This window comes from Salmonella sp. SAL00670, from assembly GCF_046552235.1.
GTDB lineage: Bacteria > Pseudomonadota > Gammaproteobacteria > Enterobacterales > Enterobacteriaceae > Salmonella > Salmonella enterica.
This window is the reverse complement of the sequence record NZ_JBGDUO010000001.1, coordinates 960,877-985,520: the sequence shown is the minus strand read 5'-3', so window position 1 is coordinate 985,520 and position 24,644 is coordinate 960,877. Positions and strand designations below refer to the sequence as shown.

General features: G+C 52.1%; 17 protein-coding genes, 2 tRNA genes and 2 other RNA genes. 11 read left to right on the top strand and 10 right to left on the bottom strand.

All coding sequences use genetic code 11. From position 1 onward, the window contains the following. Window positions 1-30: 30 nt before the first annotated feature. On the top strand, window positions 31-1,455 hold the full coding sequence (locus ACLJRS_RS04900; protein WP_024131625.1) for a YchO/YchP family invasin: 1,425 nt from the start codon (window positions 31-33) through the stop codon (window positions 1,453-1,455). Here ACLJRS_RS04900 and narL read toward each other — a convergent pair whose 3' ends face one another. Beyond that, window positions 1,456-2,106, bottom strand: a complete 651-nt coding sequence (gene narL / locus ACLJRS_RS04895; protein WP_001064598.1) for a two-component system response regulator NarL — start codon at window positions 2,104-2,106, stop codon at window positions 1,456-1,458. Then, the gene (narX, locus tag ACLJRS_RS04890; protein ID WP_000476244.1) at window positions 2,099-3,895 is read right to left on the bottom strand and encodes a nitrate/nitrite two-component system sensor histidine kinase NarX; all 1,797 of its coding nucleotides are present in this window, start codon (window positions 3,893-3,895) and stop codon (window positions 2,099-2,101) included. Before narX ends, narL begins: the two co-directional genes overlap by 8 nt. A 340-nt stretch (window positions 3,896-4,235) precedes the next feature. Here narX and narK point away from each other — a divergent pair, with 340 nt between their 5' ends. The 6 genes from narK (at window position 4,236) to ACLJRS_RS04860 (ending at window position 14,454) form a co-directional block, all read left to right on the top strand. After that, the gene (narK, locus tag ACLJRS_RS04885) at window positions 4,236-5,633 is read left to right on the top strand and encodes a nitrate transporter NarK (RefSeq protein WP_000019848.1); all 1,398 of its coding nucleotides are present in this window, start codon (window positions 4,236-4,238) and stop codon (window positions 5,631-5,633) included. Between the two features lie 387 nt (window positions 5,634-6,020). Next, window positions 6,021-9,764, top strand: coding sequence for a nitrate reductase subunit alpha (locus ACLJRS_RS04880; protein ID WP_000032881.1), 3,744 nt, complete (start codon window positions 6,021-6,023; stop codon window positions 9,762-9,764). Next, window positions 9,761-11,299, top strand: coding sequence for a nitrate reductase subunit beta (gene narH, locus ACLJRS_RS04875; RefSeq protein ID WP_000702615.1), 1,539 nt, complete (start codon window positions 9,761-9,763; stop codon window positions 11,297-11,299). The genes ACLJRS_RS04880 and narH overlap by 4 nt, the downstream gene beginning before the upstream one ends. Continuing rightward, window positions 11,296-12,006 carry a nitrate reductase molybdenum cofactor assembly chaperone gene (gene narJ, locus ACLJRS_RS04870; RefSeq protein WP_000571667.1) on the top strand — a complete coding sequence of 237 codons (711 nt, stop codon included), beginning with the start codon at window positions 11,296-11,298 and terminating at the stop codon, window positions 12,004-12,006. Before narH ends, narJ begins: the two co-directional genes overlap by 4 nt. Continuing rightward, window positions 12,006-12,683, top strand: coding sequence for a respiratory nitrate reductase subunit gamma (gene narI / locus ACLJRS_RS04865; protein ID WP_000545594.1), 678 nt, complete (start codon window positions 12,006-12,008; stop codon window positions 12,681-12,683). The genes narJ and narI overlap by 1 nt, the downstream gene beginning before the upstream one ends. A 241-nt stretch (window positions 12,684-12,924) precedes the next feature. Further along, window positions 12,925-14,454 (top strand): tetratricopeptide repeat protein, encoded by a 1,530-nt coding sequence (locus tag ACLJRS_RS04860; protein WP_410957756.1) that lies wholly within the window; start codon window positions 12,925-12,927, stop codon window positions 14,452-14,454. A 102-nt stretch (window positions 14,455-14,556) separates the two neighbouring features. On the opposite strand, the gene ACLJRS_RS04855 is transcribed toward ACLJRS_RS04860, so the two are convergent. The 6 genes from ACLJRS_RS04855 to ACLJRS_RS04830 all read right to left on the bottom strand — a co-directional run bounded on the left by ACLJRS_RS04855 (window position 14,557) and on the right by ACLJRS_RS04830 (window position 16,614). Continuing rightward, a non-coding RNA gene (locus ACLJRS_RS04855) (RtT sRNA) lies at window positions 14,557-14,687 on the bottom strand. A gap of 43 nt (window positions 14,688-14,730) precedes the next feature. After that, window positions 14,731-14,815: transfer RNA gene (locus ACLJRS_RS04850), tRNA-Tyr, on the bottom strand. Window positions 14,816-14,849: 34 nt separating this feature from the next. Then, a non-coding RNA gene (locus ACLJRS_RS04845) (RtT sRNA) lies at window positions 14,850-14,975 on the bottom strand. 44 nt (window positions 14,976-15,019) lie between these two features. After that, window positions 15,020-15,104: transfer RNA gene (locus ACLJRS_RS04840), tRNA-Tyr, on the bottom strand. A gap of 158 nt (window positions 15,105-15,262) precedes the next feature. After that, window positions 15,263-16,105 carry a formyltetrahydrofolate deformylase gene (gene purU, locus ACLJRS_RS04835; RefSeq protein WP_001191156.1) on the bottom strand — a complete coding sequence of 281 codons (843 nt, stop codon included), beginning with the start codon at window positions 16,103-16,105 and terminating at the stop codon, window positions 15,263-15,265. 50 nt (window positions 16,106-16,155) lie between these two features. Continuing rightward, on the bottom strand, window positions 16,156-16,614 hold the full coding sequence (locus tag ACLJRS_RS04830; RefSeq protein WP_001750077.1) for a YchJ family protein: 459 nt from the start codon (window positions 16,612-16,614) through the stop codon (window positions 16,156-16,158). Window positions 16,615-16,724: 110 nt separating this feature from the next. Here ACLJRS_RS04830 and rssA point away from each other — a divergent pair, with 110 nt between their 5' ends. The 3 genes from rssA to galU all read left to right on the top strand — a co-directional run bounded on the left by rssA (window position 16,725) and on the right by galU (window position 19,845). Beyond that, the gene (gene rssA / locus ACLJRS_RS04825) at window positions 16,725-17,630 is read left to right on the top strand and encodes a patatin-like phospholipase RssA (RefSeq protein WP_001230575.1); all 906 of its coding nucleotides are present in this window, start codon (window positions 16,725-16,727) and stop codon (window positions 17,628-17,630) included. 90 nt (window positions 17,631-17,720) lie between these two features. Next, window positions 17,721-18,734: a two-component system response regulator RssB gene (rssB, locus tag ACLJRS_RS04820; RefSeq protein ID WP_000193434.1), complete on the top strand. Its 1,014-nt coding sequence runs from the start codon at window positions 17,721-17,723 to the stop codon at window positions 18,732-18,734. A 202-nt stretch (window positions 18,735-18,936) separates the two neighbouring features. Further along, complete coding sequence (gene galU, locus ACLJRS_RS04815) at window positions 18,937-19,845, top strand: UTP--glucose-1-phosphate uridylyltransferase GalU (RefSeq protein ID WP_000729450.1); 909 nt, start codon at window positions 18,937-18,939, stop codon at window positions 19,843-19,845. 130 nt (window positions 19,846-19,975) lie between these two features. Here galU and hns read toward each other — a convergent pair whose 3' ends face one another. Beyond that, window positions 19,976-20,389, bottom strand: a complete 414-nt coding sequence (gene hns / locus ACLJRS_RS04810) for a histone-like nucleoid-structuring protein H-NS (protein WP_001287383.1) — start codon at window positions 20,387-20,389, stop codon at window positions 19,976-19,978. 662 nt (window positions 20,390-21,051) lie between these two features. Here hns and tdk point away from each other — a divergent pair. After that, window positions 21,052-21,669: a thymidine kinase gene (gene tdk / locus ACLJRS_RS04805; protein ID WP_000068094.1), complete on the top strand. Its 618-nt coding sequence runs from the start codon at window positions 21,052-21,054 to the stop codon at window positions 21,667-21,669. Between the two features lie 196 nt (window positions 21,670-21,865). Here tdk and adhE read toward each other — a convergent pair whose 3' ends face one another. Continuing rightward, window positions 21,866-24,544, bottom strand: a complete 2,679-nt coding sequence (adhE, locus tag ACLJRS_RS04800; RefSeq protein ID WP_000301678.1) for a bifunctional acetaldehyde-CoA/alcohol dehydrogenase — start codon at window positions 24,542-24,544, stop codon at window positions 21,866-21,868. Window positions 24,545-24,644: the final 100 nt, after the last annotated feature.

Sequence of the window (24,644 nt, the reverse complement as noted above, 5' to 3'; positions counted from 1 at the left end):
ACCTGTCCGGACACGTTATGGTTTACTCTGATGCCATTCCTCTTATCTTTTGTTGTAGAAGTTGCCGACACGTTGAGCCGTATTGTTTTTCGTTCATTCTCACTCTCGCTTCTCTTGCTGACTGCCAGCGGTACGATCCGTGCGCAGGCGCAAGACCCTTTCGATCAAAACCATCTGCCGGATTTAGGCATGATGCCGGAATCCCACGAAGGGGAAAAGCATTTTGCCGAGATGGCCAAAGCGTTTGGCGAAGCCAGCATGAAAAATAACGATCTGGATACTGGTGAACAGGCGCGGCAATTCGCTTTCGGACAGGTACGCGATGTGGTCAGCGAGCAGGTTAACCAGCAGCTTGAAAGCTGGCTATCAGCCTGGGGCAGCGCCAGCGTGGATATTAACGTCGATAACGAAGGTCATTTTAACGGCAGTCGCGGAAGCTGGTTTATCCCTTTACAGGATAAACAGCGCTATCTGACCTGGAGCCAGCTTGGTCTTACGCAACAGACTGACGGACTGGTAAGCAACATTGGCGTAGGACAGCGCTGGGCGCAGGATGGCTGGCTTCTTGGCTATAATACCTTTTACGATAATCTGCTGGATGAAAATCTACAGCGTGCCGGCTTTGGCGCGGAGGCGTGGGGAGAATATTTGCGTTTATCCGCCAACTATTATCAGCCTTTTGCCGACTGGCAGACGCATACGGCGACCTTAGAACAGCGAATGGCGCGCGGGTATGATATCAACGCGCAAATGCGCCTGCCGTTTTACCAGCATATCAATACCAGCGTTAGTCTGGAGCAGTACTTTGGCGATAGCGTGGATCTGTTTGACTCCGGAACGGGGTATCACAATCCTGTCGCGTTAAAACTGGGTCTCAACTATACGCCAGTACCTTTGCTTACCATGACCGCCCAGCACAAACAGGGCGAGAGCGGGGTCAGTCAAAATAACCTGGGGCTGACGCTTAACTACCGCTTCGGCGTGCCGCTCAAAAAGCAGCTTGCCGCCAGTGAAGTGGCGCAAAGCCAGTCATTACGCGGTAGCCGCTATGATACGCCGCAACGTAACTCGCTGCCGACAATGGAGTATCGGCAGCGTAAAACGTTAACGGTTTTTCTGGCGACGCCGCCCTGGGATCTTACGCCTGGTGAGACGGTTGCGTTAAAATTGCAGGTGCGCAGCGTGCACGGTATTCGTCATTTGAGCTGGCAGGGCGATACACAGGCATTAAGTTTGACGGCAGGAACGGACACCCGCAGTACCGAGGGCTGGACAATCATTATGCCGGCCTGGGATCACCGCGAAGGCGCGGCAAATCGCTGGCGTTTATCGGTGGTGGTTGAGGATGAAAAAGGTCAGCGTGTCTCTTCCAATGAGATCACGCTCGCGCTGACTGAGCCGTTTATCACGATGCCGGACGATAATCCGCATTGGCAACCGTTCCAGGAGCAATAATTAAAAGATACGTTCCTGATGTACCCAGACGGCGGCCTCCACGCGCGATTTCAGCTTCATTTTCTTGAGCATATGTTTCACGTGCACTTTGACCGTACTTTCGGTGATATCCAGACGTCGGGCAATCATCTTATTTGGCAATCCCTGCGCAATGAGCTTCAGAATATCGCGCTCACGCGGGGTGAGTTGCGTTACATCGCGATCGGTGGTGGCGCGGTTGGCCCGCAGGCTGGCCGCCAGTACCGGCGTTAACGCTTCACTTAATACCATTTCGCCGGCGGCGGCCTGTTGTAACGCTTTGAGCAAGTCCTCCGGCTCCATGTCTTTCAACAGATAACCATCCGCGCCGCGCTTTAGCGCCGTGACGACATCTTCTTCATGGTTGGATACGCTGAAAACGACAATACGTCCTGACAGCGCTTTTTCGCGTAATTTATCCAGCGTTTCGAGACCATTCATTCCCGGCATATTCAAATCAAGGAGGATCAGATCGGGATCGAGCGATTCCGCCAGGTCAATACCCTGCTCACCGTTGCTGGCTTCTCCGACCACGCTGATATCGGGCGCCATACTCACAAGCTGCTTTACACCCGTGCGTAGCATCGGATGGTCGTCGATTAACAGGATGGTTGCCGGTTCCTGATTATTCATGGGTATCTCCCTGGGTTTCTGTGAAGTTTGTTTCTGGAATAAAAGTAACAGTGACCTCTGTTCCGCCAGTCTCGCGTCGGCGTACCTGGCAATCGCCGCGCAAACTTTGCGCCCGATCGCGCATGATGATCATGCCGTAGTGATTACTGCGTTCGGCGTTTTCCGGGACGCCGCAGCCATTATCCTGCACTTTTAGTTTGACCTGTTTGCCACATTGCGTCACTGTCACCACCACATCGTCGGCATGAGAGTGTTTAAGGGCGTTGCTGAGGGCTTCCCTGGCAATTTGCAACAGGTGTATCGCCTGGTGTGACGGCACCAGGCGGGGGGGAAGCTGATAATCCAGTTTTACCGTAAAGCCAAACCGGGCGCTGAACTCCTGGCAGCTTGCTTCCAGCGCCGGACGTAGCCCGGGTTCCGTCAACTGTAAGCGGAAAGTGGTTAACAGTTCGCGCAGTTGCGCCCAGGAGCAGTTCAGCTCATTGCGAATTTGGCTGAGTAACTCACGGCTGCTTTCCGGTAACACGTCGCCCTGCATTTGCAGGCAGCTCACCTGCATCTTCATACAAGAGAGCGACTGGGCAATAGAATCATGCAGTTCGCGGGCAATGGTGGCACGCTCTTCCATGACAATCAACTGCTGCTGGCGCTCCTGATGCCTGTCGAGCGCCAGAGTCGCGGTAAGCTGTTCAACCAGCGTGTCCACCAACTGTTGCTGATCGTGGCTGAGATGGCGTCCATAGGGCAGCGTCGCCAGCAAAATACCGTATTGGGTGTGAGAGTCGGTGAGCCGCCATTTTAAGGTGGTGCCGCCGTTAATCATCGGCAGGGCGCTACGTGGGCAAAGGTGGCAGCCTTTATCATCGCAACTGATGTCCGACTGACAGGTAAATTCCTGATGATTATCTTCATCTTCCAGGTCATAGACTCGCAGCTCAATATCATGCAACTGGGTTAAATTTTGCAGGCCATTCAGTACCGGTGAAAGACGTTCACATAGCGGAGCCTGTGAATGCAGTCGGCGGTTGGCTTGCCACAAAAACGAGAGAATCTGGTTTTTATGTTCCAGACCGGCTGTTTTTTCCTGTACGCGCTGTTCCAGTACCGCATAACTTTCGGCCAGCTCTTCAGACATATTATTGAGCGCAGAACCCAACGCGGCCATCTCATTGCGTCCACTGATATTGGCACGTTGGGTAAAGTCGCGCTGACTGACGGCGCGCGCCATTGATAATAACTGTTTCCAGGGCTGCAAAAGGCGAACACGTAGCCAGATAATCGTAAATACCAGCAATAGCGCCATAAAGATCGCCATTACCCGGTGAACTAATACCACGCGTTCGATACGCAATTCAGTAGTATGGTCGAACGACGTCACCAGGCGATCCAGGCCCGCCACAAAGCGCGTGACATCTTCTGCGACCGCGTGCGCGTTTTGCGCGTGCTGTAGTCCTGGCGAGAGTTCGTTATGCCAGTAATCCTGCAACGCTTTAAGCTGCTTTTGCTGCCCGTCTCGCTCAGCGGCGCGGGTCAGTTCCGGGCTGAATGCCGTTTGCTCCATCTCATCCAGCAGCTTTTGATCTTTAGCATCCAGCGGGACAGCGGCCAGTAGTCGATAGCTTTGCATACGCAATGAGCCCGCTTTATTAATCGCATGAGCGCTACCCTGCACGCCCTGAACCAGCCAGCCGGAAACCGCCATCCCCGCCACGCCGATAGCGGTAGAGAGCATGACAATCAGCGCCAGTTGGTTAACCAGCGTAAGAGGAGAGAAACACCGTTTAAACATGTTACCTTCTTTCTTCGGGGTAATGTCGCCGAAAAAACGTAGCAAAAAAGAGGGGCGTCAATCGGCTGTGCCGCTATTCTCAACGATACAGCGGAGTATACCCATACCTATAACGAGTTACTCCTTAATTGCCGCCGTAGAGAGGTATCTGCGACGGGAAGGAGTAGACAGACACAGCATGGTGAAAAACCACAGCTTTTTTACCAAAATAGCCTACTCATTAAGGGTAATAACTATTTTTAGTCGCCGGTGATGACGACTTTTCCTTTGATTTATATCAACTTACCTTCGGCAGTAAACCCTAATGTGGCAGACATCAAATCAAGAATCAGAGGTGTCTATGAGTCACTCATCCGCCCCGGAAAGGGCAACTGGCGCTGTTATCACGGAATGGCGTCCGGAAGATCCGGCATTCTGGCAGCAGCGCGGCCATCGTGTCGCCAGCCGTAATTTGTGGATTTCTGTCCCGTGTTTACTGCTGGCGTTTTGCGTCTGGATGCTATTCAGCGCAGTGGCGGTGAACCTGCCGAAAGTGGGATTTAATTTTACGACCGATCAGCTCTTTATGTTGACTGCGCTGCCATCTGTTTCCGGCGCGCTGCTACGGGTGCCTTACTCCTTTATGGTGCCGCTATTTGGCGGACGTCGCTGGACAGCGTTCAGTACCGGTATCCTCATCGTGCCCTGCGTATGGTTAGGCTTTGCGGTTCAGGATACCAGTACGCCATTTAGCACTTTCATTATTATTTCCTTGCTGTGTGGTTTTGCCGGCGCGAACTTTGCCTCCAGTATGGCGAACATCAGCTTTTTCTTTCCTAAACAAAAGCAGGGCGGCGCGCTGGGTCTGAACGGCGGTCTGGGCAATATGGGCGTGAGCGTGATGCAGCTGGTTGCGCCGCTGGTGGTTTCGCTCTCTATCTTTGCCGCCTTTGGCAGCCACGGTGTAGAGCAGCCGGACGGTTCTCAGCTCTATCTGGCGAACGCAGCCTGGATTTGGGTGCCTTTCCTGGCCATTTTTACGCTGGCGGCGTGGTTCGGCATGAACGAACTGGCGACGTCTAAGGCCTCGCTAAAAGAGCAACTGCCGGTGCTCAAACGTGGTCATCTGTGGATCATGAGTCTGCTGTATCTGGCGACCTTCGGATCGTTTATCGGTTTCTCCGCGGGGTTCGCTATGCTGTCTAAAACGCAATTCCCGGATGTGCAGATCCTGCATTATGCGTTTTTCGGTCCGTTTATCGGCGCGCTGGCGCGTTCGGCAGGCGGCGCAATTTCTGACCGTCTGGGGGGGACTCGCGTCACGCTTATCAACTTTGTCCTGATGGCGATTTTCAGCGGTCTGCTGTTCCTGACATTACCTACTGGCGGCGTTGGCGGTAGCTTTATCGCGTTCTACGGGGTATTTCTGGCGCTGTTCCTGACGGCTGGGTTGGGGAGTGGTTCTACCTTCCAGATGATCTCCGTTATCTTCCGTAAACTGACGATGGACCGGGTAAAAGCGGAAGGCGGGTCGGACGAAAGAGCCATGCGTGAAGCGGCGACCGATACGGCGGCGGCGCTGGGCTTTATTTCCGCGATTGGCGCGATTGGCGGCTTTTTTATTCCGAAAGCGTTTGGTTCATCTTTAGCCTTAACCGGTTCGCCAGTCGGCGCGATGAAAGTCTTTCTTATTTTCTATATCGCCTGCGTCGTTATTACCTGGGCGGTATATGGACGTCATTCTAAAAATAAAAAGTAACTTTTGATTATCCTTTGCGCGGCGTTAGACCGCGCTTTTTTTTACCCGCATTTAGTTACAACATACTTATAATCAAGAAGAGAGGCGCGACAGGGCTGACCACGCACATTTTTATCGGTCATCCAGGGGGATACCCCTTAATACCCACTTGTTGAAAATTTAACATTCATGTCGTGCGTAAATTTAATTTTATGTAATTAAATCAGTAAGATATATAAATAAAACTCCTCCTCCAAAAGGAGTATGCAGGAGGTTTGCGCGCCATTTGCATCCCTGTCCGCCTTGATCGTTATCAATTCTCACGCCCATTCAGCGCGTTACCTTCGCCCTTAGTTAAGCAATGTCGATTTATCAGAGAGCCGTAAGGTTCCACACAGGAGAAACCCGATGAGTAAATTCCTGGACCGGTTTCGCTACTTCAAGCAGAAGGGCGAAACCTTTGCCGATGGGCACGGCCAGCTTCTCGAAACAAACCGGGACTGGGAGGACGGATACCGCCAACGTTGGCAGCATGACAAAATTGTGCGCTCAACCCATGGGGTGAACTGCACCGGTTCTTGTAGCTGGAAAATTTATGTCAAAAATGGTCTGGTGACTTGGGAAACACAGCAAACCGATTACCCGCGCACCCGTCCTGATATGCCAAACCATGAACCTCGCGGCTGCCCGCGCGGGGCAAGTTACTCCTGGTATCTCTACAGCGCTAACCGACTGAAATATCCGCTAATGCGCAAACGTCTGATGAAGATGTGGCGCGAGGCGAAAAAACTGCATCGCGATCCGGTAGAGGCATGGGCCTCCATTATTGAAGATGCCGATAAAGCCAAAAGCTTCAAACAGGCGCGTGGTCGTGGCGGCTTTGTTCGCTCCTCATGGCAGGAAGTGAACGAGCTGATCGCCGCCTCCAACGTGTACACCGTGAAAACCTATGGTCCTGACCGCGTCGCGGGCTTCTCACCCATTCCGGCGATGTCGATGGTCTCCTACGCTTCCGGCGCACGTTATCTTTCGCTGATTGGCGGTACCTGCCTGAGCTTCTACGACTGGTACTGCGACCTGCCGCCAGCCTCCCCGCAAACCTGGGGCGAGCAGACCGACGTGCCGGAATCCGCTGACTGGTACAACTCCAGCTATATTATCGCCTGGGGCTCTAACGTGCCGCAAACCCGTACGCCGGATGCCCACTTCTTTACCGAAGTACGTTACAAAGGCACCAAAACCGTCGCGGTGACGCCGGACTATGCTGAAATCGCCAAACTGTGCGATCTGTGGCTGGCACCGAAGCAGGGGACCGATGCGGCGATGGCGCTGGCGATGGGCCACGTCATGCTGCGCGAGTTCCACCTCGACAACCCGCGCCAGTACTTCACCGATTATGTCCGTCGCTATACCGACATGCCAATGCTGGTGATGCTTGAAGAGCGTGATGGTTATTATGCCGCAGGTCGTATGCTGCGCGCTGCCGATCTCGTTGATTCGCTGGGGCAGGAAAATAACCCGGAATGGAAAACCGTCGCTATCAACAGCAACGGTGAAATGGTGGCGCCAAACGGTTCAATTGGTTTCCGCTGGGGCGAAAAAGGCAAATGGAACCTCGAACAGCGCGACGGGACTACCGGTGCAGAAACTGAATTGCAGCTCAGCTTGCTGGGCAGCCAGGATGAGATTGCTGACGTGGGCTTCCCGTATTTCGGCGGCGAGGGTTCAGAGTACTTTAATCATGTGGCGCTGGATAACGTCCTGCTGCATAAACTGCCGGCAAAACGTCTGCAACTGGCCGATGGTTCTTCAGCGTTAGTCACCACCGTGTATGACCTGACCATGGCGAACTATGGTCTGGAACGCGGCCTGAACGATGAAAATTGTGCCGCCAGTTATGATGATACCAAAGCGTATACGCCAGCATGGGCCGAGCAGATCACCGGCGTGCCGCGGGCGCAGATCATCCGTATCGCACGGGAGTTCGCCGATAACGCGGACAAAACGCACGGGCGTTCAATGATTATCGTTGGCGCCGGTCTGAACCACTGGTATCACCTCGATATGAACTATCGCGGGCTGATCAATATGTTGGTGTTCTGTGGTTGCGTTGGTCAGAGCGGCGGCGGTTGGGCGCACTACGTCGGCCAGGAAAAACTGCGTCCGCAGACCGGCTGGCAGCCGCTGGCGTTTGCCCTTGACTGGCAGCGTCCGGCGCGTCACATGAATAGCACCTCTTACTTCTATAACCACTCCAGCCAGTGGCGCTACGAGACGGTGACCGCCGAGGAGTTACTGTCGCCGATGGCGGACAAATCCCGCTATAGCGGTCATCTGATTGACTTCAATGTGCGCGCCGAGCGTATGGGCTGGTTGCCGTCGGCGCCGCAGTTAGGCACTAACCCGCTGTATATTGCGCGTGAAGCGGAAAAAGCCGGTATGACGCCGGTAGATTATACCGTCAAATCCCTGAAAGAGGGTTCGATTCGCTTTGCCGCCGAGCAGCCGGAAAACGGTAAAAACCACCCGCGTAACCTGTTCATCTGGCGTTCTAACCTGCTTGGGTCTTCCGGTAAGGGCCATGAGTATATGCTGAAATATCTGCTGGGTACTGAGCATGGTATTCAGGGGCTGGATCTGGGTAAACAGGGCGGAGTGAAGCCGGAAGAAGTGGAGTGGCGTGACAATGGCCTGGACGGCAAACTGGATCTGGTGGTGACGCTGGATTTCCGCCTGTCGAGCACCTGCCTGTACTCCGATATCGTACTGCCGACGGCGACCTGGTATGAAAAAGACGATATGAATACCTCGGATATGCATCCGTTTATTCATCCGCTGTCTGCCGCCGTAGATCCGGCCTGGGAATCGAAAAGCGACTGGGAAATCTACAAAGGCATTGCGAAGAAATTCTCCGAAGTCTGTGTAGGCCACCTGGGTAAAGAGACTGACGTCGTGACGCTGCCGATCCAGCACGATTCTGCCGCTGAACTGGCGCAGCCGCTGGACGTGAAAGACTGGAAAAAAGGCGAATGCGATCTGATTCCAGGGAAAACCGCGCCGCACATCATGACCGTCGAGCGCGATTACCCGGCGACTTACGAACGCTTTACCTCTATCGGCCCGCTGATGGAGAAAATCGGCAACGGCGGGAAAGGGATTGCCTGGAACACACAGAGCGAAATGGACTTGCTGCGTAAGCTTAATTACACCAAAGCGGACGGTCCGGCGAAAGGCCAGCCGATGCTCAACACGGCGATTGACGCGGCAGAGATGATCCTGACGTTAGCGCCGGAAACCAACGGTCAGGTGGCGGTGAAAGCCTGGGCGGCGCTGAGCGAGTTTACCGGTCGCGACCATACGCATCTGGCAACTAATAAAGAAGAAGAGAAAATCCGCTTCCGCGATATTCAGGCCCAGCCGCGCAAAATTATCTCCAGCCCGACCTGGTCTGGTCTGGAAGATGAGCACGTTTCTTATAACGCCGGTTATACCAACGTTCACGAGCTGATCCCATGGCGTACGCTGTCTGGTCGCCAACAGTTGTATCAGGATCACCAATGGATGCGCGACTTCGGCGAAAGTCTGCTGGTGTATCGCCCACCGATCGACACCCGCTCGGTGAAAGCGGTGATGGGGCGTAAATCCAACGGTAATCCGGAGAAGGCGCTCAACTTCCTGACGCCGCACCAGAAATGGGGTATCCACTCGACCTACAGCGATAACCTGTTGATGCTGACCTTGTCGCGTGGCGGCCCGATTGTATGGATGAGCGAAACCGACGCCAAAGATCTGGGCATTGAAGATAACGACTGGATCGAAGTCTTCAACAGCAACGGCGCATTGACCGCACGCGCAGTGGTCAGCCAGCGTGTACCGGCGGGCATGACCATGATGTACCACGCGCAGGAACGTATCGTAAACCTGCCGGGGTCGGAAATTACCCAGCAGCGCGGCGGTATTCATAACTCGGTGACGCGCATTACGCCGAAACCGACCCATATGATCGGCGGCTATGCGCAGTTAGCCTACGGCTTTAACTACTACGGTACCGTCGGCTCCAACCGCGATGAGTTTGTGGTGGTACGTAAGATGAAGAACATTAACTGGTTGGATGGCGAAGGCAATGACCAGGTACAGGAGAGCGTAAAATGAAAATTCGTTCACAAGTCGGCATGGTGCTGAATCTCGATAAGTGCATCGGCTGTCATACCTGTTCAGTCACCTGTAAAAACGTCTGGACCAGTCGCGAAGGTATGGAATACGCGTGGTTCAACAACGTAGAAAGTAAGCCTGGCGTTGGTTTTCCGAATGACTGGGAAAATCAGGAAAAATGGAAAGGCGGCTGGATCCGCAAAATCAACGGCAAACTACAGCCGCGCATGGGCAACCGGGCGCTGCTGCTGGGTAAAATCTTCGCTAACCCGCATCTGCCGGGCATCGACGACTACTACGAGCCGTTTGATTACGACTACCAGAACCTGCATACCGCGCCGGAAGGCAGCAAACATCAGCCGATCGCGCGTCCGCGCTCGCTGATTACCGGCCAGCGGATGGACAAAATTACCAGCGGGCCAAACTGGGAAGAGATTCTGGGCGGCGAGTTCGAAAAACGCGCCAAAGACCAGAACTTCGAAAACATGCAGAAGGCGATGTACGGCCAGTTCGAAAACACCTTCATGATGTACTTGCCGCGCCTGTGCGAGCACTGCCTCAATCCGGCGTGCGTGGCGACCTGCCCAAGCGGTGCCATCTACAAGCGTGAAGAAGACGGCATTGTGCTGATCGACCAGGACAAGTGCCGCGGCTGGCGGATGTGTATTACCGGCTGCCCGTACAAGAAGATCTACTTCAACTGGAAGAGCGGCAAATCTGAAAAATGCATCTTCTGCTATCCGCGTATTGAAGCGGGTCAGCCGACTGTTTGCTCGGAAACCTGCGTGGGCCGTATCCGTTATCTTGGCGTACTGCTGTATGACGCCGATGCCATTGAAAGCGCCGCCAGTACGGAAAACGAAAAAGATCTGTACCAGCGTCAACTGGACGTGTTCCTCGATCCGAACGATCCGGCTGTCATTGAGCAGGCGCTGAAGGACGGCGTGCCGCAGAGCGTGATCGATGCGGCGCAGCAATCGCCAGTGTACAAAATGGCGATGGACTGGAAGCTGGCGCTGCCGCTGCATCCGGAATACCGCACGCTGCCGATGGTCTGGTACGTGCCGCCTTTGTCACCGATTCAGTCTGCCGCCGACGCGGGCGAACTTGGCAGCAACGGTATTCTGCCGGATGTAGACAGTCTGCGTATCCCGGTGCAGTACCTGGCGAACCTGTTGACCGCTGGCGACACCCAGCCGGTACTGTTGGCGCTGAAACGGATGCTGGCGATGCGTCACTACAAACGTGCGGAAACCGTAGACGGTAAAGTGGATACCCGCGCGCTGGAAGAGGTGGGTTTAAGCGAAGCCCAGGCGCAGGAAATGTATCGTTACCTGGCGATTGCTAATTATGAAGATCGCTTTGTGGTACCGAGCAGCCATCGTGAACTGGCGCGTGACGCATTCCCGGAGAAAAGCGGTTGTGGCTTTACCTTCGGCGATGGTTGCCACGGGTCTGATACCAAATTCAATCTGTTCAACAGCCGCCGCATCGACGCTGTTGATGTGACCAGCAAAACGGAGCCGCACGCATGATTGAACTCGTCATTGTTTCGCGTCTGCTCGAGTACCCGGATGCTGCCCTGTGGCAGCATCAGCAGGAGTTGTTCGATGCGCTCGCGTCATCTGAGAACCTGGATAAAGAGGATGCCCAGACTCTGGGCGTTTTCCTGCGCGATTTAACCGCGCAGGACCTGCTGGATGTACAGGCCGCCTACAGTGAACTGTTTGACCGTGGTCGCGCCACATCACTGCTGCTGTTTGAACATGTTCACGGGGAGTCCCGCGATCGCGGTCAGGCGATGGTTGACCTGATGGCACAGTATGAGCAGCACGGTTTGCAGCTCGACAGCCGCGAACTTCCCGATCATCTGCCGCTGTATCTGGAATACCTTGCGCAATTGCCGAAAAGCGAAGCGTTAGGGGGGTTACAGGATATCGCGCCGATTCTGGCGCTGCTCAGCGCACGTTTGCAACAGCGTGACAGCCGTTATGCGGTGCTGTTCGATCTGCTGTTAAAACTGGCGAATACCGTTATCGACAGCGACAAAGTGGCTGAAAAAATTGCGAATGAAGCACGTGATGATACCCCACAGGCGTTGGATGCGGTCTGGGAAGAAGAGCAGGTGAAATTCTTCGCCGATCAAGGGTGTGGCGAGTCGGAAATCTCCGCTCACCAGCGTCGTTTTGCCGGGGCCGTGGCACCGCAATATCTGAATATCACCACCGGAGGACAGCACTAATGCACTTCCTGAATATGTTCTTCTTTGATATCTACCCGTACATTGCCGGATCGGTATTTCTGATCGGTAGCTGGTTACGTTACGACTACGGCCAGTACACCTGGCGGGCGGCTTCCAGTCAGATGCTGGATCGCAAAGGAATGAACCTGGCGTCAAACCTGTTCCACATTGGGATTCTGGGTATTTTCGCCGGTCACTTCCTGGGCATGTTAACGCCGCACTGGATGTATGAAGCTTTTCTGCCGGTCGACGTGAAGCAGAAGATGGCGATGATTGCCGGCGGCGCCTGCGGAGTGCTGACGCTGGTTGGCGGTATTTTACTGCTCAAGCGTCGTCTGTTCAGCCCACGTGTCCGCGCCACCACTACCGGCGCAGATATTTTGATTCTCTCATTGCTGGTGATTCAGTGCGCGCTGGGTCTGCTGACCATTCCGTTCTCCGCCCAGCATATGGACGGGAGTGAAATGATGAAGCTGGTCGGGTGGGCGCAGTCAGTTGTGACCTTCCACGGTGGCGCATCAGCACATCTGGACGGTGTGGCCTTTATCTTCCGTATGCACCTGGTACTGGGGATGACGCTGTTCCTGTTGTTCCCCTTCTCGCGCCTGGTGCATATCTGGAGCGTGCCGGTCGAGTATCTGACCCGCAAATACCAGATTGTTCGTGCACGTCACTGATTTTCTCTCGATGCCCTAAACTCCGCTTCGGCGGAGTTTTTTTATGGCTGTTTGCCGGAGTGCGGCATAAATGCCTTATCGACCGCCGCCTTGTTTCGTTTACAGCGGATCTGCCATGTCTGGCATCTGAATCCGGACTCTTTGTTTTTGGGTTTATTCAGCATCTGTACGAGTTTTTTGTAAGCAGAAAAAGGATGATGCAGCATATAATCACGCCATAAACGACAATAAGGATAGTTGTATGCGTTTTTCATCAATTTTCAAAATAATAATATTAAATATATTTATTTCAAAAATGGCTCACGCTGCTGTCTGCGAGGAGCGCTATCCCCCCGACTCAGAAGAATGCCAGTACGTTCAGGAATTAGAGCAAAAAGCGGAACAAGGAGATGAAAGCGCGCAGTTCTCGCTTGGAAGCTGGTATGCGGAGGGGCGATACGTTAAGCCTGATTATAAACTAGCCATAAAATGGCTGGAGAAAGCGGGTAAACAAGGTTCTGATTTTTCCTATTTTATCCTTGGCTATCATTACAACTATGGTGAAAATTTTCCACTTAGTCGACAAAAAGCGCTGGAGTGGTATCGCAAGGCGGCAGAGCTAGGGGATAGTAGTACGCAAGAAATCCTCGGTGACGCCTATATGTATGGCGATGGGTTTCCCCAAAATACCCAGCTAGCGCTGGAGTGGTATCGAAAAGCCGCCTCTCCAACCAATGATGCGGGCGCTGTCCGCGGCCAGGGTTCAGCTTCGTCAGCACAATTTAAGCTTGGAGTAATGTACGCCCACGGTCAGGGCGTTCCTCAGGATTATCAGCAAACGGCGATCTTGATGCGTAAAGCGGCGGAAAATATGTACTACCCCGCGCAACTTTATCTCGGTGTTGCCTATTTTTATGGTGAAGGCGTGCCTCAGGATTATCGTCAGGCAGTTTACTGGCTTAATGAAGGTATACCAGGCAGCTATACGCCAGGCCACATTCCGCTGAATGCGCTCTATGATAAAGCGCATCCCGCTGACCGGGTTCACTCTCAGACGTGGTATCGAAAAACAGCGCAACGCGTGATGGCAAAGGTACAGTACAATTTTGGCGTATGGTATTACAACGGTTATCACTTATTGAAAGATCACAATCTGGCGCTGGAGTGGTATCGCAGAGCCGCAGCGCAGGGATTGGCCGAGGCGCAGGATGCGATCGGCGTGATGTTTATGCAGGGTGAGGGCGTTTCTCAGGACTACCAACAGGCGCTGGCGTGGTATCGCAAAGCCGCTCGCCAGGGGCTGCCTGCTGCGCAAACGCATCTGGGCATCATGTCTGCATTTGGTCGCGGCGTCGCGCAAAGCGACAGACAGGCTATCGCATGGTATCGAAAAGCAGCAAAACAGGATTTTGCGAAAGCGCAATATCAGCTTGGCGTGGCATATAGCACGGGAAGAGGCGTGCCTGAAAATAGCCGGAATGCGCTGAAGTGGTACCTTAAAGCGGCAGAGCAGGGGTTTACTCCGGCACAATTAGCGCCTGGGGAAATTTATGCTCATGGGCGCCAGGGTGTGCCTAAAGATAATAAGCAGGCCTATATTTGGTATTACATGGCAAGTATATATACGGAAAAATCTAAGGATGATTGTTCAGCGCTCATTGCCGAAAGAAACCGACTCAAGGGAACGCTCACCCCAGATCAACTTAGCGAGACATATGCCGCCTTTGATCTCATCAGGCGAAAAATCAACCAGTCAAAGGAGGCGAAAAAGATTGCCAGGAAGAAGTATTGATAAGATAACCAATAAGCCATGGCGCCATGGTGTGAAGTCTGCCTGTGGGGTAAGGATACGGGGCAGTGCTGATTGATTTGAAATTGGTACTTTATGGAGTGATGGTGGTGGGGGAGAGATTACTCAGCGCTGCGCGCTTCGCCCTTCGGGCCGTTGCCTGCGGCAACGCTTTCTCGCTGCGCTCGAATCGAACCCTGGTAGAAGCTTCTCATCCTTCCCGTACAGAGAGATATGAGACACTATGCTTAACGGGGATAAGATACGCGACGGAAGTGATGGTGGTGGGGGAAGGATTCGAACCTTCGAAGTCGATGACGGCAGATTTACAGTCTGCTCCCTTTGGCCGCTCGGGAACCCCACCAGGGGTAATTCAAATTGTAGGTAAAGCTTGAAGATGGTGGTGGGGGAAGGATTATTCGTCGCTTCACTCCTCACCCTACGGGCCGTTACCGTTGGCAACGTTCTTTCGCTCGAGTCGAACCTTAATCGAAGGTTCTCACCCTTCCCCGACAAGTGCAAACTTCTGCATTGCTCATCGAGTTAACTACATCGCTGTAGTGAATAATGGTGGTGGGGGAAGGATTCGAACCTTCGAAGTCGATGACGGCAGATTTACAGTCTGCTCCCTTTGGCCGCTCGGGAACCCCACCACGGGGTAATGCTTAATACTGGCCCGCTTCCTTTCGGGAAGCGGGGCGCATCATATCAAATGACACGCCGCTGTAAAGCATTCCTTTGCCTGAAATGAACTGTTTGCGTACTTTTCATCCGTAACGGATTAAAGCTAATCAATTCATATTACTGACGATTAAAGAATAATCGTCCGATTGCCGTAAACAAAGACCCGCTGCGCCAGAACCTGATACAGCGCGCGGCTTAATACGTTTTTCTCAACGTCGCGCCCGGCACGCATCATATCTTCTGCGGTGTAGGTGTGATCGACATGAATCACGTCCTGCATAATGATTGGGCCTTCATCCAGATTATCATTTACATAGTGCGCGGTAGCGCCGATGATTTTCACGCCGCGCTCATAGGCCTGATGATAAGGGCGCGCGCCGATAAACGCCGGCAGGAATGAGTGGTGGATATTGATAATTTTGTTCGGGAAGCGCGCCACAAAACCTGGCGTCAAAACACGCATATACTTGGCCAGCACCACATAGTCCGGTTGATGGGCATCAATGGCGTCCGCCATCTTCGTGTCATGCTCTTCACGCGTTAATCCCTCATGGCTGACCAGTTCGAAAGGGATCTCAAAACGTTCAACCAGCGAGCGTAACGTTTCATGGTTGCCAATGACCGCGGCGATTTCAACATCCAGCCCGCCATAGTTGGCTTTCATCAGCAGGTCGCCCAGACAATGCGCCTCTTTGGTAACCAGAATCACTACCCGACGGCGTCCGGCGGGATTGAGTTCACGAACAGAGCCTTCCGGTAAGGCGCTGTCCAGATCGGCCAGAAGAGTGGAATCATTGAAGATGCCTTCCAGCTCGGTCCGCATAAAAAAGCGTCCGGTGCGATGGTCCACAAATTCATTGTTTTGCACAATATTAAGCTCGTGCTTATAGCAAATGTTGGTAATCCGCGCGATAAGGCCTTTTTGATCGGGACAAATAGTACGCAGAACTTTACGTTGTAGTGATTGCATTGCCGGAAAAATCCTGTTGAGAGTGTTTGCTGTATCGATACTGTCAGGCGTCACTGGCCGCAGCACTTTTTAAATTTTTTGCCTGAACCGCACGGGCAGGGATCATTTCGACCCAACTGCGGGCGGGTACCGTCAATATAATACCACTGACCGTTTTCTTTGATAAAACGAGAACGTTCGATAATCGCCCCGGTTTTCCCTTGTTCGGAAAAACGCGCGATAAAACTAACATACCCTGTATTTTCTGCTTCTGACCAGGTATGTTCAAAAATAGTCAGGCCGAGCCACCTGGTATTGGCAAATCCGGCGATGATATCATCACGAAACGTGGCCGCATTGCAGGTTGGATGCCAGCTCTTAATTAAGTAATCTGCGTCTTTCATCACAAAAGCGCAGTAACGAGAGCGCATGAGATGTGACGGATCGGGTGCTACTCGTTCTCCGGACACAATACGACCACAACATAGGCTATACTCGTCAGCGCTACCACAGGGACAAGGCTGAGACACAATAATCTCCCTGAATATAAAAAACGGCGTTGAACGCCAGGGTGGCATTATGTTAACTGAGCAGTGGCGATGTTGCTACGTCTTGAAGCCAGGGGAAGTCGTTAAGTACGATGAGAAAAATGAAAATAGGGCTGGCGCTGGGATCTGGCGCAGCGAGAGGATGGTCTCATATTGGGGTCATCAAAGCCCTCAAGCAAACAGGCATTGATATTGATATCGTTGCAGGATGCTCAATAGGTTCGCTGGTCGGCGCCGCGTATGCCTGTAATAAATTATCGGCGCTTGAACAGTGGGTATGTTCATTCCGCTACTGGGATGTTTTACGCCTGATGGATGTATCCTGGGGCAGAGGAGGGTTGCTTCGCGGCGAACGCGTATTTAATCACTATCGGGATATTATGCCCGTCACGGATTTTGACCACTGTTCAAGACGTTTTGGCGCGGTCGCGACGAATCTTAGCACGGGACGAGAGCTATGGTTTACTGAAGGCGATCTACACCTTGCCGTACGCGCGTCGTGCAGTATGCCAGGGCTGATGTCTCCGGTTGAACATAACGGTTACTGGCTGGTAGATGGCGCAGTCGTTAATCCGGTACCTGTTTCGTTAACCAGGGCGCTGGGGGCTGATATCGTTATTGCGGTAGATCTGCAACATGATGCCCACCTCATGCAGCAAGATTTGCTCTCTGTAAATGTCGGGAATATCAATGAAGAGAGCGATGATGCGCTGCCTTGGCATAAGCGTTTAAAAGAACGTTTCAGTAGCCTGACTTCACGCCGTGGCGTGAGTTCGCCTGGGGCAATGGAAATCATGACAACCTCCATCCAGGTGTTGGAAAATCGTCTTAAACGTAACCGTATGGCTGGCGATCCGCCTGATATTCTCATTCAACCATTCTGTCCGCAAATCTCTACGCTGGATTTTCATCGCGCCCATGCCGCTATTGCGGCGGGTCAGTTAGCCGTAGAGAAAAAGATGGACGAACTTATACCCTTGGTGCGTACCGACGTTTAATGTACCTTTTACGATCACTTAAGCAAATTCTGACAGGCGCAAGCGGCAATACCATGCCACTATTGATTAAAGCCAGTCAGGGGAGAGAACATGACGCAGCCATTGGTCGGAAAACAGATTCTTATTGTTGAAGACGAGCCTGTATTTCGCTCGCTTCTGGATTCGTGGTTTTCCTCTTTGGGAGCGACAACGGCATTGGCAGGCGACGGGGTGGATGCCCTGGAGTTGATGGGGCGTTTTACCCCTGATCTCATGATATGTGATATCGCGATGCCGAGAATGAACGGTCTCAAACTGGTAGAAAACTTACGTAATCGCGGAGACCAGACGCCTATTCTGGTTATTTCCGCAACAGAAAATATGGCGGATATCGCCAAAGCGTTACGCCTTGGGGTTGAAGATGTCTTGCTGAAGCCGGTAAAAGATCTCAACCGCTTGCGGGAAACCGTATTCGCTTGCTTATACCCTAATATGTTTAACTCGCGGGTTGAAGAAGAAGAACGCCTGTTTCGTGACTGGGATGCAATGGTGAGTAATCCGACCGCCGCAGCGCAATTGTTGCAGGAATTGCAGCCCCCGGTACAGCAGGTGATTTCTCATTGCCGCATTAATTACCGGCAGCTCGTCTCCGCCAATCAGCCTGGACTGGTGCTGGATATTGCGCCGCTATCTGATAACGAACTGGCATTTTATTGCCTGGATGTCACCCGGGCGGGCGATAACGGCGTGTTAGCCGCATTGTTGCTGCGGGCGCTATTTAACGGCTTATTGCAGGATCAGCTAGGCCAACAAAAGCACCGTTTACCGGAGTTAGGCGCGCTATTAAAACAGGTAAATCATCTGCTCAGACAAGCCAATTTACCTGGGCAATTCCCGCTATTTGTCGGCTACTATCACAGTGAGCTCAAAAATTTGATTCTCGTCTCCGCCGGATTGAACGCCACCTTAAATACGGGCGCTCATCAGGTTCAAATTAGCAGCGGCGTGCCGCTAGGAACATTGGGTAACGCCTACCTTAACCAATTAAGCCAGCGTTGCGACTCGTGGCAGTGTCAAATATGGGGCGCAGGAGGGCGTCTGCGATTGATGTTGTCTGCGGAATGACCAAACGGAAGAGTGAGCGGAAATTGCTTTACCGGCCTTTCCCGACGAGTGTTACTATCTGCGGCAGATTTATAAGTATTTGTCTTAATTATACCAATATAAGTCCTTTTTGGACCTGAGGCTTGTTCTGGTACTGATATACTGGAACACGATACAGATTAATGAACACGTTCAATACATGAACAGTCCAGGAGAATTTTAAATGGCTGCCCTTAATTCGAAAGTCAAAAAAGCCGTTATCCCGGTCGCGGGATTGGGAACCAGGATGCTGCCAGCGACCAAAGCTATCCCGAAAGAGATGCTGCCGCTGGTTGATAAGCCATTAATTCAGTACGTCGTGAACGAATGTATCGCTGCTGGCATTACTGAAATCGTGCTTGTTACGCACTCGTCTAAAAACTCTATTGAAAACCACTTTGATACCAGTTTTGAGCTGGAAGCGATGCTGGAAAAACGCGTTAAGCGTCAGCTTCTGGAGGAGGTTCAGTCTATTTGCCCTCCGCATGTCACTATTATGCAGGTACGTCAAGGGCTGGCAAAAGGCCTGGGCCATGCCGTATTGTGCGCGCATCCCGTTGTCGGAAACGAACCTGTCGCTGTTATTCTGCCAGACGTTATTCTTGACGAATATGAGTCCGACCTGTCTCAGGATAACCTGGCTGAAATGATCCGCCGTTTCGATGAAACCGGCAATAGCCAGATTATGGTTGAGCCAGTAGAAGATGTGACTGCATACGGCGTGGTCGATTGTAAAGGCGTTGAGCTGGCGCCGGGCGAAAGTGTGCCGATGGTTGGCGTGGTTGAAAAACCAAAAGCGGATGTCGCGCCGTCTAACCTTGCGATTGTCGGGCGTTATGTGTTGAGCGCGGATATCTGGGCGTTGCTGGCGAAAACCCCTCCGGGCGCCGGGGATGAAATTCAGTTGACCGATGCTATCGATATGCTGATCGAAAAAGAAACGGTTGAAGCCTACCACATGAAGGGTAAAAGCCATGACTGTGGTAATAAGTTAGGATATATGCAGGCATTCGTTGAATATGGCATCCGTCATAATTCGCTGGGTGCTGAATTTAAAGCCTGGCTTGAAGAAGAAATGGGTATTAAGAAGTAACGATACGTTATAAATTTTTTAACAGAAGCGCTGGTAAATCCGGCGCTTTTTTATGCTTGGGGTCGTCAGCGGAGAACTCAGGCAAAAAAAATCCCGCCAGCGGCGGGATTTTAAGCATCCAGGAAGTAAATTATTCCTTGATCAGGAAATCTTCCAGTTGCTTACCTTGTTCTTCCATTGCTTTTTTGATTACAGCCGGTGTACGACCCTGGCCAGTCCAGGTTTTAGTTTCACCGTTTTCGTCAACATAGCTATATTTAGCCGGACGAGCTGCGCGTTTAGCTTTGGTACCGGATTTAGCGGCAGCCATGCTATTCAGCAGTTCATTCGGGTCAATGCCGTCGGCAATTAACATTTCACGATACTGTTGCAGTTTACGAGTGCGTTCTTCCACTTCAGCAGCAGCAGCGCTTTCTTCTTCACGACGCTCATTAACGACAACTTCTAATTTTTCCAGCATTTCTTCAAGCGTTTCCAGAGTACATTCTCTTGCCTGCGCACGAAGAGTACGGATGTTGTTCAGAATTTTAAGTGCTTCGCTCATTGTAGTAATCTCAAACTTATATTGGGGTGGTTTGTTGAGCTAATAATAGAGCGATAAATTCAGTTGTGCAATAGCCAGGAATGTAAGGAATTCAAAATTACGCTTTATTAAGCACACGTTTTAATTATCTCAACTTAAATTTTCCTTGAGGCGCCGCACAAAAAAGAGCTTATTGGCAGGGGGGATACTCACCGTCTGTCGCTAAAAATTTAGGAGTCAGGTCACATTTTATCATGATGAAATACGATCTCATTGCTGAGATATCAATCTCTTGTATTAGATTTCCTTACAAGAAAACCCTATTACTTTGCACCGGGTATGAGTAACGGTAACAATAAGTACAAGGTTTTCATATTGGCGGGTGATGATAAGCATTGTTGATGAATTTTAACGGCATAATTTGTGAAGGAATGTGTATATACCCTTCATACTTCAAGTTGCTTATGCGTTGGCTACGCTCGCTCACTCCAGTCACATAGTTATCTATGCTCCTGGGGACTCACTCCCTTGCCGCCTTTAAGCAACGCGAATTATTTTGGGTATAGTGAGCGATGTTTGTACAATTCTTAATACTCACCGGAGCGCGAGCCGCGCCGTCGCGTCGGTAAATTATGGTACAATCCCGCCAATCTTTATTTCACTCAGGTGAGGTCCTGCGACCAATGGCACAGCTATATTTCTACTATTCGGCAATGAATGCGGGTAAGTCGACTGCACTGCTGCAATCTTCATACAATTATCAGGAACGCGGGATGCGTACCGTCGTATATACGGCGGAAATCGACGATCGTTTCGGCGCAGGCAAAGTCAGCTCTCGTATCGGTTTGTCGTCGCCGGCAAAATTGTTTAACCAAAATACATCCTTGTTTGAAGAGATTCGTGCCGAGCGCGCGCGGCAGACAATACATTGCGTGTTAGTCGACGAAAGCCAGTTTTTGACTCGCCAGCAGGTTTATCAATTATCCGAGGTTGTCGACAAATTAGATATTCCAGTACTTTGCTATGGGCTACGAACAGACTTTCGTGGGGAGCTCTTTGTCGGCAGCCAATACTTGCTGGCATGGTCAGATAAGCTGGTGGAATTAAAAACTATCTGTTTCTGCGGTCGTAAAGCCAGTATGGTTCTGCGCCTTGATCAGGACGGCAGGCCTTATAACGAAGGCGAACAGGTGGTTATTGGCGGGAATGAACGCTACGTTTCAGTTTGCCGTAAGCATTATAAGGACGCGCTGGAGGAGGGCTCACTGACGGCGATTCAGGAGCGTCATCGGCACATATGATACCTGAGGTAAAGATCGGCTTATAAAACGCCCTGTAGCGCTTTGGAGGTCATTATTCAGGCCTCCTGACGAAGGGCGTGCCGTGAGCGCGTAGGCCAGATGATCAGCATAGCGCCTTCAGGCATCAGATAAACAGGTAAAACAAAAAAACGGCCTCAATTGAGGCCGTTATTGTCATGCTAAAGCAGATAACGAATTAAGCGGATTTTTTCGCTTTTTTCTCTGCTTTCGGTGCGGCAACGACGTCTTTCTTCGCTGCAACTTCACCTTCGGTGAAATCACGACCGTAGTAGGTATCCAGCAGAATCTGTTTCAGTTCGGAGATCAGCGGATAACGCGGGTTAGCGCCGGTGCACTGGTCATCGAAGGCATCTTCAGACAGTTTGTCAACGTGTGCCAGGAAGTCAGCTTCCTGCACGCCAGCTTCACGGATAGACTTAGGAATACCCAGCTCAGCTTTAATGCTTTCCAGCCATGCCAGCAGTTTTTCAATCTTAGCGGCGGTACGGTCGCCCGGCGCGCTCAGGCCCAGGTGGTCAGCAATTTCAGCGTAACGACGGCGTGCCTGCGGACGATCGTACTGGCTGAAAGCGGTCTGCTTGGTCGGGTTGTCATTCGCGTTGTAGCGGATAACGTTACAAATCAGCAGGGCGTTCGCCAGACCGTGCGGAATGTGGAACTGAGAGCCCAGTTTGTGCGCCATGGAGTGACATACACCGAGGAAGGCGTTGGCAAACGCGATACCGGCGATAGTCGCTGCACTGTGAACACGTTCACGCGCAACCGGGTTTTTAGACCCTTCGTGGTAAGACGCCGGCAGGTTTTCTTTCAGCAGTTTCAGAGCCTGCAGAGCCTGACCGTCAGAGAACTCAGAAGCCAGTACGGAAACGTAAGCTTCCAGGGCGTGAGTTACCGCATCCAGACCACCGAACGCACACAGGGACTTCGGCATATCCATCACCAGGTTGGCATCGACAATCGCCATATCCGGGGTCAGGGCATAGTCAGCCAGCGGATATTTCTGACCGGTTGCGTCGTCGGTCACAACCGCAAACGGTGTGACTTCAGAACCGGTACCGGAAGTGGTGGTGACGGCGATCATTTTCGCTTTCACGCCCATTTTCGGGAACTTGTAGATACGTTTACGGATGTCCATAAAGCGCAGCGCCAGTTCTTCGAAGTGAGTTTCCGGGTGTTCGTACATGACCCACATGATTTTCGCGGCGTCCATCGGGGAACCGCCGCCCAGCGCGATGATCACGTCTGGTTTGAAGGAGTTAGCCAGCTCAGCGCCTTTGCGAACAACGGAAAGCGTCGGGTCGGCTTCAACTTCGAAGAAGACTTCAGTTTCAACGCCAGCCGCTTTCAGAACAGAGGTGATCTGGTCTGCGTAGCCGTTGTTGAACAGGAAGCGGTCAGTCACGATGAGCGCACGTTTGTGGCCATCAGTAATCACTTCATCCAGCGCGATGGGCAGAGAGCCACGGCGGAAGTAGATAGATTTCGGAAGTTTGTGCCACAACATGTTTTCAGCTCGCTTAGCAACGGTTTTCTTGTTGATCAGGTGTTTCGGACCAACGTTTTCAGAGATGGAGTTACCACCCCAGGAACCACAACCCAACGTCAGGGAAGGTGCGAGTTTGAAGTTGTACAGGTCACCGATACCACCCTGAGAGGCCGGGGTGTTGATCAGGATACGCGCGGTTTTCATCATCTGACCGAAGTAAGCAACGCGTTCTGGCTGGTTATCCTGGTCAGTGTACAGGCAGGAGGTGTGACCGATACCGCCCATAGCGACCAGTTTTTCTGCTTTTTCTACCGCTTCTTCGAAATCTTTCGCACGGTACATCGCCAGAGTCGGAGACAGTTTTTCGTGTGCGAACGGTTCGCTTTCATCAACGACCGTAACTTCACCGATCAGAATCTTGGTGGTTTCTGGTACGGAGAAGCCTGCCAGTTCAGCGATTTTGTAGGCTGGCTGGCCGACGATAGCGGCGTTCAGAGCGCCATTTTTCAGGATAACGTTTTGAACCGCTTTCAGCTCCTGGCCCTGCAGCATGTAGCCGCCGTGGCTGGCGAAACGTTCGCGAACGGCATCATAGACGGAATCAACAACGACAACAGACTGTTCAGAAGCACAGATTACGCCGTTATCGAAGGTTTTAGACATCAGAACAGACGCCACAGCGCGTTTGATATCCGCGGTTTCATCAATGACAACCGGGGTGTTGCCTGCGCCTACGCCGATAGCAGGTTTACCGGAGCTGTATGCTGCTTTAACCATGCCTGGACCGCCAGTGGCGAGGATCAGGTTGATATCCGGGTGGTGCATCAGCGCATTAGACAGTTCTACGGAAGGTTGATCGATCCAGCCAATCAGATCTTTCGGCGCGCCGGCAGCGATAGCCGCTTGCAGAACGATGTCTGCCGCTTTGTTGGTTGCTTCTTTAGCGCGCGGATGCGGAGAAAAGATGATGGCGTTACGGGTCTTCAGGCTAATCAGCGATTTGAAGATCGCGGTAGAGGTCGGGTTAGTGGTTGGAACGATACCGCAAATAATGCCGATAGGTTCAGCAATGGTGATGGTTCCGAAGGTGTCGTCTTCAGACAGCACGCCGCAGGTTTTTTCATCTTTATAGGCATTGTAAATATATTCAGAAGCGAAGTGGTTTTTAATCACTTTGTCTTCCACGATACCCATACCGGATTCGGCGACGGCCATTTTGGCCAGCGGAATGCGGGCATCAGCGGCTGCCAGAGCGGCGGCGCGGAAGATTTTGTCGACCTGTTCTTGAGTGAAACTGGCATATTCACGCTGGGCTTTTTTTACACGCTCTACGAGTGCGTTAAGTTCAGCGACATTAGTAACAGCCATAATGCTCTCCTGATAATGTTAAACTTTTTTAGTAAATCATCTGCGCGATACGTGAGTATAGACAGATCGACGATACTTTGTATAAATGCCTGAAATTCAG

Bases quoted from the DNA above. Each gene is read 5' to 3' on its own strand.
- narJ (WP_000571667.1), top strand. From the start codon at position 11,296: ATGATTGAACTCGTCATTGTTTCGCGTCTGCTCGAGTACCCGGATGCT.
- narH (WP_000702615.1), top strand. From the start codon at position 9,761: ATGAAAATTCGTTCACAAGTCGGCATGGTGCTGAATCTCGATAAGTGC.
- ACLJRS_RS04900 (WP_024131625.1), top strand. From the start codon at position 31: ATGCCATTCCTCTTATCTTTTGTTGTAGAAGTTGCCGACACGTTGAGC.
- ACLJRS_RS04860 (WP_410957756.1), top strand. From the start codon at position 12,925: ATGCGTTTTTCATCAATTTTCAAAATAATAATATTAAATATATTTATT.
- ACLJRS_RS04880 (WP_000032881.1), top strand. From the start codon at position 6,021: ATGAGTAAATTCCTGGACCGGTTTCGCTACTTCAAGCAGAAGGGCGAA.
- hns (WP_001287383.1), bottom strand. From the start codon at position 20,389: ATGAGCGAAGCACTTAAAATTCTGAACAACATCCGTACTCTTCGTGCG.
- rssA (WP_001230575.1), top strand. From the start codon at position 16,725: ATGAGAAAAATGAAAATAGGGCTGGCGCTGGGATCTGGCGCAGCGAGA.
- narX (WP_000476244.1), bottom strand. From the start codon at position 3,895: ATGTTTAAACGGTGTTTCTCTCCTCTTACGCTGGTTAACCAACTGGCG.
- tdk (WP_000068094.1), top strand. From the start codon at position 21,052: ATGGCACAGCTATATTTCTACTATTCGGCAATGAATGCGGGTAAGTCG.
- rssB (WP_000193434.1), top strand. From the start codon at position 17,721: ATGACGCAGCCATTGGTCGGAAAACAGATTCTTATTGTTGAAGACGAG.
- narK (WP_000019848.1), top strand. From the start codon at position 4,236: ATGAGTCACTCATCCGCCCCGGAAAGGGCAACTGGCGCTGTTATCACG.
- narL (WP_001064598.1), bottom strand. From the start codon at position 2,106: ATGAATAATCAGGAACCGGCAACCATCCTGTTAATCGACGACCATCCG.
- adhE (WP_000301678.1), bottom strand. From the start codon at position 24,544: ATGGCTGTTACTAATGTCGCTGAACTTAACGCACTCGTAGAGCGTGTA.
- galU (WP_000729450.1), top strand. From the start codon at position 18,937: ATGGCTGCCCTTAATTCGAAAGTCAAAAAAGCCGTTATCCCGGTCGCG.
- narI (WP_000545594.1), top strand. From the start codon at position 12,006: ATGCACTTCCTGAATATGTTCTTCTTTGATATCTACCCGTACATTGCC.
- purU (WP_001191156.1), bottom strand. From the start codon at position 16,105: ATGCAATCACTACAACGTAAAGTTCTGCGTACTATTTGTCCCGATCAA.